This is a genomic window from Micromonospora maritima (assembly GCF_902825405.1).
GTDB classification, from domain to species: domain Bacteria; phylum Actinomycetota; class Actinomycetes; order Mycobacteriales; family Micromonosporaceae; genus Micromonospora; species Micromonospora maritima.
The window spans coordinates 1-8,643 of the sequence record NZ_CADEAU010000223.1; the positions used below are offsets into that span (position 1 = coordinate 1).

The window sequence follows — 8,643 nt, forward strand, 5'->3', positions numbered from 1 at the left end:
CTCGGCCGCGCGGGCCGCCCTGGCCGGGCGGATCGCCGCCTGGCTCACCACGCTCGCCGCCGCGCTGCACCTGGGCGCGGTGGTCACCCGGGGCCTCGCCGCCGAGCGGATGCCCTGGGGCAACATGTACGAGTTCGTGCTGACGGTCACCTGGATCGGGGTGGCTGCCTGGCTCGTGGTGCTCTGGAAGCAGCCGTCGCTGCGCCGGCTCGGGCTGTTCCTGACGCTGGTGATGGTGCTGCTGCTGGCGTTCGCCGAGCTGAAGCTCTACGTGCAGGTGCAGCCGCTGATGCCGGCGCTCCAGTCGTACTGGTTCATCATCCACGTGTCGACGATCATCTTCGCCTCGGGCATCTTCCTGCTGGGCGTGGTGCCCGCCGCCGCGTACCTGATGCGGGCCGGCTGGGAGCAGGGGCGGCGCAGCTTCCCGTACACCCTGGCCCGCCGGCTGCCGGCGGCGGCCGGCCTGGAGCGGCTGACCTTCACCCTGCACGCCTTCGCCTTCCCGATCTTCACCTTCGCGGTGATCGCCGGGGCGATCTGGGCCGAGGCGGCCTGGGGCCGGGCCTGGGGCTGGGACCCGAAGGAGACCTGGGCGTTCATCTCCTGGGTGGTCTACGCGGGCTACCTGCACGCCCGGGCGACGCCGAGCGTGCGGCGCAACGTGGCCACCTGGATCGCCATCGTGGGCTTCCTGACCGTGCTGATGAACCTGTTCGGGGTGAACTTCTTCTTCACCGGCCTGCACTCGTACGCCGGGGTCAACTGATCCGGCTCAGCACCTCGTCCACCCGCCGGGTGACCTGGTAGGCCACCTCGGGCAGGTCGGCCAGGTCGAGGCGGTCGGCCCGCAGCGCGAACTGGGCGTGCAGCTCGCGGGCCACCGCGTCCCGGATCTCGGCCTGGAGCGGGGTCAGGCCGTCCGGATCTCCCACCACGTACGCGTCGTCCATCCGTCCATTCGGCGCCCGCTCCGGACCGTCGGTCAAGGGGCGGAGGATTTCCTCACCCGCCGAACCAGCCGGGGACGTCGAGGCGGAACACGTCGGCCGGGACCATCCGGCGCAGGTCGTCCTCGATGGCGGTGACCCGGTCGACGCCGAGCGTGGCGGCCCACCGCCCGCGCAACTGGTCGAAGACGGCCGCGGAGCGGTGCAGCCCGTCGCGGCCCTTCGCCGTCACCCGGACCAGCTTGCGGCGCGCGTCCGCCGGGTCGTCGACCCGTTCCAGGTAGCCGAGCGCGACCAGCCGGTCCACCGTCTTCCCGGCGGCCTGCTTCGAAACGCCGAGGCGGTGCCCGAGGTCGGAGGCGGTGGTGCCGGCCGGGCCGACGGCCTGGAGCACGAAGCCGTGCGCCGGGCGCAGGTCGGGGTGCCCCTGGCGGGCCAGCTCGGCGTGCAGGTCGTCGACGAGCGTGCGGAAGCCGGCGAGCAGGAGCAGTGGCAGCGCGAAGCCGGGGCGGTCAGGCGTTGTCATGTTCGACAACCTCGTTTACTATTCCGTCAACCACGTTGACTATCTTACGAGAGGGGTCCTCCGATGTCCCACTTCACCGCGTACGAACTCGACACCGCGCCCGACGCCGCCCGCCCGGTGATGGCCGGCGTCCGCCGCGCCCTGGGCCACCTGCCCGCCGCCGTCGGCCTGATGGCCGGATCGCCCGAGCTGCTCAAGGGCTTCCTCGCCGCCAACGCCGCCTTCGAGGCCACCGACCTCGACCCCGTCGCGCGGGAGGTGGTCGTGCTGACCGTCGCCACCCGCAACGGCTGCCACCTCTGCGTGGCCATGCACACCGCCACGCTCATCCGGCACGGTGCCGCGCCCGAGCTGGTCGCGGCGCTGCGCGACGGGACGACGCTGCCCGAGCCGCGGCTGGAGGCGCTGCGCCGCTTCACCGTCGCCGTGCTCGACCACCGGGGTGCGGTCGGAGACGCCGAGCTGGACGCGCTGCTCGCCGCCGGCTGGCAGTCCCGGCACGCGCTCGACGTGGTGCTCGGCGTCGGCACGTACACCATCTCGACCTTCGCCAACCGGCTCACCGCCGCGCCGCTCGACGAACCCCTGACCCGGTACGCCTGGACGCCGGCCGCCTGAGTTGGGCGTCGCGCGCGTTGAGCCGGTGCAGATCCTCGACGGCGGTGTGGAGCACCCCGCGAGACAGACGCACCGGGCGATGCGGCTGTCCCCCTACTCGGTCAGGAGCGTCAGCCGGGCTGTGCCGCAGGGCCGCCCCGCAGGAAGGGCAGCAGCAGGGCGGCGAGCTTCGCCGGTCGTTCCTCGAAGAGCCAGTGGCCGCAGTCCTCGACCACCGCACCGGTGACCGAGTCGGCATAGCGGCGCACCTGCTCGGCCACCTGCCCGCCGAGGCTGGCCTGCGCGCCGATGGCGAGCACCGGCATCGGCAACTTCGTCCCCCGGTACGCCGCGTTGTCCGCGACGTCCTGTCCGAACGCCCGGAAGTAGCCGAAGCTGGCCCGCAGGTGCGCCTCGTCGCGCAGGTGACCGGCGTACTCCTCGATCTCGTCCGGGCCGAGGCTGCCCTTGTGGACCATGATGGAGTCGGTGAACCGGTCGACCCAGAGCGCCTCCCGGCCGGCGACGAGCCGCTCGGGCAGGCCGTTGGGGACGTTGAAGAAACCGAAGTTCCACACCGCCGGGCCGGCGGCGGTCAGCGCGGGAATCGTGTAGATGCTCTCATCGGGGATCGGCGCCTCGCTGAGCACCAGCCGGGCGACGGAGTCGGGGTGGGCGGCGGCATAGGCGTACGCGACCATGGTGCCCAGGTCGTGCCCGACCAGCCGGATCTCCTCGGCCAGGTCGAGCCCGGTCAGCAGCCGGTGCAGGTCGGCGGCGACCGTCTTCTTGTCGTACCCGCCGGGCGGGGCGTCGCTGTCACCGAAGCCGCGCAGGTCGGGAGCGATCACCTCGTACGACCGCGCCAGCTCCGGCAGCAGGTGCCGCCACATGCGCCAGCACTGCGGGTAGCCGTGCAGCAGCACCAGCGTGGGCCCCCGGCCGCCCCGGACGTAGTTCCAGGTCACCTCGCCGACCCGTACCCGCTGCTCGGTGAAGCCGGCCGGTACCCGTTCGCCGCCCATGCCACGGACTACCCGGCTGGCCTCCGTCCATGCGGCCGGGGTGTTAAGAGGGGGCCCCGCCTCTACCGCACGCGTTAAGAAGGGGCCCTTCCTTGCACCTCAGGGGGGTGGGGGAGGATGGAGGCATGGCGGCTCGTGGCTTCCCGTACAACGATCTCAAGGACTTCGTCGCGGCGCTGGAGCGCGCCGGGGAACTGCGGCGGGTGAGCGTCCCGGTCGACCCCACGCTGGAGATCAGCGAGGTGGTCACCCGGACCGTCCGCGACGGCGGGCCGGCGCTGCTGTTCGAGCGGCCCACCCGGGGCGAGATGCCTGTGGTGATCAACCTGTTCGGCACCGAGAAGCGGATGGCCATGGCGCTCGGCGTCGAGCGGCTCGACGAGATCGGCGAGCGGATCGGCGAGATGCTCAAGCCGGAGCTGCCGCAGGGCTTCGCCGGGATGATGGGCGGCCTCGGCAAGGTCATGCAGCTCAAGTCCATGCCGCCGAAGAAGGTGAAGACCGCCCCCTGCCAGCAGGTGGTCTACCGCGGCGACGACGTCGACCTGAACCGGCTGCCCGGGTTGCAGGTGTGGCCCGGCGACGGCGGCATCTTCCACAACTTCGGGCTGACCCACACCAAGCACCCGGAGACCGGCAAGCGCAACCTCGGGCTCTACCGGCTCCAGCAGCACTCGCGCAACACACTCGGGGTGCACTGGCAGATCCACAAGAACTCCACCGCGCACCACGCGGTCGCCGAACGGCTCGGGCAGCGGCTGCCGGTGGCCATCGCCATCGGCGCCGACCCGGCCGTCGCGTACTCCGCCAGCGCGCCGCTCCCGGCCGACATCGACGAATACCTGTTCGCCGGCTTCCTGCGGGGCGAGCGGGTCGAGATGGTCGACTGCCTGACCGTGCCGCTCCAGGTGCCGGCGCACGCGCAGATCGTGCTGGAGGGCTACCTGGAGCCCGGCGAGCGGCTGCCCGAGGGGCCGTTCGGCGACCACACCGGCTTCTACACGCCGGTGGAGCCGTTCCCGGTGCTGCACATCGAGTGCATGACCACCCAGCGTGATCCCGTCTACCACTCGATCGTCACGTCGCAGCCGCCGCAGGAGGACCACGGCCTCGGCAAGGCCACCGAGCGGATCTTCGCGCCGCTGCTGCGCTTCCTCATCCCGGACATCGTCGACTACGACCTGCCCGCCGCCGGGGTCTTCCACAACTGCGCGATCGTGTCGATCCGCAAGCGCTACCCGAAGCACGCGCAGAAGGTGATGAACGCGATCTGGGGCGCGCACATGATGTCGCTGACCAAGCTGATCGTGATCGTCGACGAGGACTGCGACGTGCACGACTACAACGAGGTCGCCTTCCGCGCCTTCGGCAACGTCGACTACGCCCGCGACCTGCTGCTCACCGAGGGGCCCGTGGACCACCTGGACCACGCGTCCTACCAGCAGTTCTGGGGCGGCAAGGCGGGCGTCGACGCGACCCGCAAGCTGCCCGAGGAGGGCTACTCGCGGGGCTGGCCGGAGGAGATGCGGATGTCGCCCGAGGTGGTCTCGCTCGTCGACAAGCGCTGGAAGGAATACGGGATCCGATGACGGCGGCAGTCCAGGAGCGCCCGGGCCGGGTGTCGTCCTTTCTCAAGCTCGTCGCCATCGAGCACTCGGTCTTCGCGCTGCCGTTCGCGTACCTGTCGGCGCTGACCGCCATGCAGCTCGACGGCGGGCGGGTCCGCTGGCTCGACCTGCTGCTGATCACCGTGGCGATGGTGGGCGCGCGCACGTTCGCCATGGCCGCGAACCGGATCCTCGACCGGCGGATCGACGCGCGGAACCCGCGTACCGCGAACCGGGAACTGGTCACCGGGGCGGTGAGCGTGCGGACGGCCTGGACCGGCGCGGCCGTCGCGCTCGTGGTCTTCCTGGCCGCCGCCGCCCTGCTCAACCCGCTCTGCCTGGCGCTCGCGCCGCTGGCCGTGGTGCCGCTGGTGGTCTACCCGTACGGCAAGCGCTTCACCAACTGGCCGCACGCCATCCTCGCGGTGGCCCAGGCGGTCGGCCCGGTCGGCGCCTGGCTGGCGGTGACAGGCACGCTCGACGGCTCCGGTCCGGCGTGGCTGCTCGGCGCCGCCGTCGGCCTCTGGATCGGCGGCTTCGACCTGATCTACGCCTGCCAGGACTCGGAGATCGACCGGGAGATCGGCGTGCACAGCGTCCCCGCCCGGTACGGTCGGCGCTTCGCGCTGCACGCCTCGACCGTCGCGCACGTGGTGACGTTCGCGCTGTTCATCTGGTTCGGCGCCTGGGTCGGCTTCGGCTGGCTGTGGTGGATCGGGCTGGCGCTGACCGCTGTCGCCTTCGCCTACCAGCACCTGGTGGTCAGTCCGACCGACCTGAGCAAGGTCAACCGGGCGTTCTTCACCGCCAACGGCTTCGTCGGCATCGCGTTGTTCGTCCTCGCGCTGCTCGACCTCGTGGTGCGGCTCGGCCTGCGGCCGTGACCCGGCCGACGGGCCGGCGGCCGGCTCAGGGCGTCACGGCCGCCGGGTAGCGGGCGCTCTCCAGCGTCCAGTCGATGGTGCCGCGCACGGCGGCGGCCACCCCGTCGAGATGGGCGGTGACCGCCTCGTCCAGCGCCGGGCCGAACGACGGGACCGCCGCGCGCAGCGCGCTGAACCGGCTCATCTCGGCGCGCCAGTGCCCCGCGACCAGGTCGACCGCCACCGGCAGCGGCACGCCCCGCTCGGCAGCCACCGCCAACACCAGGTTGTGCCCGCCGCCGGTGGCGCGGTCGCGTTCCAGCGAGGCGATGTCGTTGAACCACGACAGCAGGTCGTTGGCGAGTTCGGCGAGGCGGCGCAGCGCGGGGTGGTGGTAGACCGCGTCGGGCAGCGGCCGCCGGGAGGCGAACTCGATGAGCGGGTACGACACGAACGCGGCCGAGGTGGCCCGGCGCAGCTGCACGTACTCGGCGACGCCCGGCGGCCGGCCGGCCGTGGTGGCCGCCGACTCCCGCGCGACGCCGTCGAGGTGGTCGGCCACGGCGTCGGCGAACCGCAGCCGCCAGCGCGACGGCATCCGGCGACGGGGCTCGCGCCAGGCCTGGACCAGCAGCCGGCGCAGCGGGCCGGAGAAGCCGGGATGACGGGCCCGGGGACCCTCGCGCAGCAGCGCCAGCGTGCCGTCGCGGAGCGCCCGGATCTGCGCCGGAGCCAGCCGGTCCGGTCCGTCGCAGGCGTCGTCGACGAGAAAGAACCAGGTGAACAACGCGGTCAGCACCCGCAGGTCGGGTTCCGTGGCGTCCGGATAGAGCCGGCCGGCGTAGCGGGCGAAGCCGGCCCGGGCCAGCCGCTGCCGGGTGGCCGGGTCCAACGGCAGGCCGAGCCGGTCGAGTTGACCGACCAGCCAGCCCTGCACCGCGTCGGCGTGCGGGGAGATCCCGGGCGCGATGGGGCAGTCGGAGCGCAGCGCCCGCAGCACCGCCGCCGTCATCACCGGGCCCTTCCATGGATGTGGATCGCCGATCAGAGAATCGCACGCCGCGGAACGGCCCGCCGACCCGGTGGACATCCGGGCCGGGCACGCCGAAAGCGGGACGGTCCGGGCCGGTGTCCCGGGGGTCGACTCCCGGCCGTCCCCGGCGACCAGGCAGGCTTGACGGCATGCGCGAACCATGGGTGGTGGGCGTCTCCGGCGCCTCCGGCACACCGTACGCGGCGGCTGTCGTCCGGGGCCTGCTCGACGCCGGCCAGGCGGTGGACCTGATCGTGTCGCGGGCGGCCCGGCTGACCGTCCTGGACGAGACCGGCCGGCCGTTCCGGGACGCCCACTGGTCCGAGGACCTGGCCGCCTGGCTCGACCGCGACCTCACCGACGCGGACCTGCGGCACTGGCCCGCCGGCGACCTGGCGGCCGGCCCCAGCAGCGGCTCCTACCCGGTACGCGGGATGGCGGTCGTGCCGGCCAGCACCGCGGCCTGCGCCGGCATCGCGATCGGGCTCTCCAAGGACCTGCTCCAGCGCGCCGCCGAGGTGAACCTGAAGGAACGCCGGCCGGTCGTGGTCGTGCCCCGGGAGACCCCGGTGACCCGCAGCCACCTGGAGCACCTCATCGCGCTGCACGACGCCGGCGCGGTGGTGCTGCCGGCCAGCCCGGGCTTCTACGGCGCCGGCGCGGCGGCCTCCGCCGCGCAGCTCGTCGACTTCGTGGCCGGCAAGGTGCTCGACGCGCTCGGCGTCCCGCACACGCTGTTCCGGCGGTGGTCCGGCGACCTGGCCGCGGCCCGGCGCGACGCGGACCCGGCCTGACGGCCCGCCGGGACACCGGACGGGGCGCGGCCCGGCCCACCGGCCGGACCGCGCCCCGCTCGTTCAGTACATGCCGGCGTTCGCCGGGCCGGGGCCGGTGGAAGCGGTCGGACCCATGTTGCGGGCCTTGCCCATGTCGTCCGCCTCGTCCAGCATGCCCTCCCCTTCCAGCAGGGCTCGCACCTCGGATTCCCGAAACCGGCGATGCCCGCCTGGAGTCCGGATGCTGCCTATCCGGCCGGCCGCTGCCCATCTGGTCACGGTCTTCGGGTCAACCCGAAACAGCGCAGCGACCTCACCCGGTGTCAGCAGGCGATCTCCAGTGTCCACAGCCCCCTCCTCGCGTCGACGAAGCCCCCGGCTGAACACACTGCCCCCGGCCGGTGCGAGCCCAGAGCCGTCATGAGGGACGTATGGCAATTACAGCACCAGCGACCGGGCGTGTCCGCCAAACGCGAAAAACGCACACACTGAGAAGTTAGTAAATGGTACCGGCGTAGAACCCCCGTGACCGCACGTTTGTGAATGGCGACGTGACGTCATGTTCAACGGGTGCCGAGCGCGTCCGGTGACGCCCAAACGGATAGGGTCACTCTCCGTGGACACGATCGACCTGAGCCTCGTGGAGCTGCTGCGCGGCAACGCCCGCCTGTCGTACGCCGAACTGGCCCGGCAGGTCGGTCTCTCCGCCCCGGCCGTGCACGAGCGGGTCGGCAAGCTGGAGTCCAGCGGGGTGATCCGGGCCTACCGGGCCGAGGTCGAGCCGGAGGCGATCGGGCTCGGCGTGACCGCGTTGATCGGCATCATCGAGGACTCCGACGCGGACACCGACGACGTGCTGGAAGCGTTCCGGCAGATCCCCGAGATCGAGTCCTGCTACTTCATGGCCGGCGTGGAGTCCTTCCTGCTCAAGGCCCGGGTGGGCACCATCGCCGAGCTGGAGCAGCTGATCGTCCGGCTGAACCGGACCCCCGGGGTCGCCTCCACCCGCACCGGCATCGCGCTGTCGACCAAGTGGGAGAACCGGCCGCAGCCCCTCGAACCGCCGACCACCTCCTGAGCCGGGCGCGTCGTTCCCGGCCGCGACGAACCCGACGCGTCCCTGGCGCGTGAGAGGCCCTGGCCCGGGCCGCCGAAGGGCGTTACCGTGCGCCGATGACGACCTCGACGCGCGGCGCGGCCGTGGTGACCGGGGCGGCCGGCGGGCTGGGCCGGGCCATCGCCGCCGCGCTGCACGCCGACGGCTGG

The 8,643-nt window shown here is 72.6% G+C and carries 11 protein-coding genes; 6 read left to right on the forward strand and 5 right to left on the reverse strand.

Features of this window, described 5'->3' with window-relative positions:
- A partial coding sequence (gene ccsB, locus HUW36_RS19285) for a c-type cytochrome biogenesis protein CcsB (protein WP_174529454.1) occupies positions 1-769 on the forward strand: 769 nt, incomplete at its 5' end.
- Here ccsB and HUW36_RS19290 read toward each other — a convergent pair.
- Together HUW36_RS19290 and HUW36_RS19295 are read right to left on the reverse strand one after the other, a co-directional pair.
- On the reverse strand, positions 762-989 hold the full coding sequence (locus HUW36_RS19290) for a hypothetical protein (RefSeq protein WP_246248228.1): 228 nt from the start codon (positions 987-989) through the stop codon (positions 762-764). The two genes, ccsB and HUW36_RS19290, sit on opposite strands and share 8 nt — an antisense overlap.
- A 16-nt stretch (positions 990-1,005) precedes the next feature.
- Positions 1,006-1,476 (reverse strand): MarR family winged helix-turn-helix transcriptional regulator, encoded by a 471-nt coding sequence (locus tag HUW36_RS19295; RefSeq protein ID WP_174529455.1) that lies wholly within the window; start codon positions 1,474-1,476, stop codon positions 1,006-1,008.
- 63 nt (positions 1,477-1,539) lie between these two features.
- Here HUW36_RS19295 and HUW36_RS19300 point away from each other — a divergent pair, with 63 nt between their 5' ends.
- Positions 1,540-2,094, forward strand: a complete 555-nt coding sequence (locus tag HUW36_RS19300; RefSeq protein WP_174529456.1) for a carboxymuconolactone decarboxylase family protein — start codon at positions 1,540-1,542, stop codon at positions 2,092-2,094.
- A gap of 110 nt (positions 2,095-2,204) precedes the next feature.
- Here the strand turns inward: HUW36_RS19300 and HUW36_RS19305 are convergent, their stop codons facing one another.
- A complete protein-coding gene (locus HUW36_RS19305; protein WP_174529457.1) occupies positions 2,205-3,098 on the reverse strand; it encodes an alpha/beta fold hydrolase in 894 nt (297 codons plus the stop codon).
- Between the two features lie 125 nt (positions 3,099-3,223).
- On the opposite strand from HUW36_RS19305, the gene HUW36_RS19310 reads away from it, so the two are divergent.
- Positions 3,224-4,687: a menaquinone biosynthesis decarboxylase gene (locus HUW36_RS19310; protein ID WP_174529458.1), complete on the forward strand. Its 1,464-nt coding sequence runs from the start codon at positions 3,224-3,226 to the stop codon at positions 4,685-4,687.
- A complete protein-coding gene (mqnP, locus tag HUW36_RS19315) occupies positions 4,663-5,589 on the forward strand; it encodes a menaquinone biosynthesis prenyltransferase MqnP (RefSeq protein ID WP_425487246.1) in 927 nt (308 codons plus the stop codon). Before HUW36_RS19310 ends, mqnP begins: the two co-directional genes overlap by 25 nt.
- A 25-nt stretch (positions 5,590-5,614) precedes the next feature.
- Here mqnP and HUW36_RS19320 read toward each other — a convergent pair whose 3' ends face one another.
- Entirely contained in the window at positions 5,615-6,580 is a 966-nt protein-coding gene (locus HUW36_RS19320; RefSeq protein WP_174529460.1) for a terpene synthase family protein, read from the reverse strand.
- A gap of 170 nt (positions 6,581-6,750) precedes the next feature.
- Between HUW36_RS19320 and HUW36_RS19325 the strand changes: the two genes are divergently transcribed.
- Positions 6,751-7,395: a UbiX family flavin prenyltransferase gene (locus tag HUW36_RS19325; protein ID WP_174529461.1), complete on the forward strand. Its 645-nt coding sequence runs from the start codon at positions 6,751-6,753 to the stop codon at positions 7,393-7,395.
- Between the two features lie 63 nt (positions 7,396-7,458).
- Here HUW36_RS19325 and HUW36_RS19330 read toward each other — a convergent pair whose 3' ends face one another.
- The gene (locus HUW36_RS19330) at positions 7,459-7,725 is read right to left on the reverse strand and encodes a BldC family transcriptional regulator (RefSeq protein ID WP_091565253.1); all 267 of its coding nucleotides are present in this window, start codon (positions 7,723-7,725) and stop codon (positions 7,459-7,461) included.
- Positions 7,726-7,993: 268 nt separating this feature from the next.
- On the opposite strand from HUW36_RS19330, the gene HUW36_RS19335 reads away from it, so the two are divergent.
- Entirely contained in the window at positions 7,994-8,455 is a 462-nt protein-coding gene (locus HUW36_RS19335; RefSeq protein WP_174529462.1) for an Lrp/AsnC family transcriptional regulator, read from the forward strand.
- Positions 8,456-8,643 lie beyond the last annotated feature (188 nt).

Bases quoted from the DNA above. Each gene is read 5' to 3' on its own strand.
- HUW36_RS19310 (WP_174529458.1), top strand. From the start codon at position 3,224: ATGGCGGCTCGTGGCTTCCCGTACAACGATCTCAAGGACTTCGTCGCG.
- HUW36_RS19325 (WP_174529461.1), top strand. From the start codon at position 6,751: ATGCGCGAACCATGGGTGGTGGGCGTCTCCGGCGCCTCCGGCACACCG.
- HUW36_RS19305 (WP_174529457.1), bottom strand. From the start codon at position 3,098: ATGGGCGGCGAACGGGTACCGGCCGGCTTCACCGAGCAGCGGGTACGG.
- HUW36_RS19295 (WP_174529455.1), bottom strand. From the start codon at position 1,476: ATGACAACGCCTGACCGCCCCGGCTTCGCGCTGCCACTGCTCCTGCTC.
- HUW36_RS19300 (WP_174529456.1), top strand. From the start codon at position 1,540: ATGTCCCACTTCACCGCGTACGAACTCGACACCGCGCCCGACGCCGCC.
- HUW36_RS19320 (WP_174529460.1), bottom strand. From the start codon at position 6,580: ATGACGGCGGCGGTGCTGCGGGCGCTGCGCTCCGACTGCCCCATCGCG.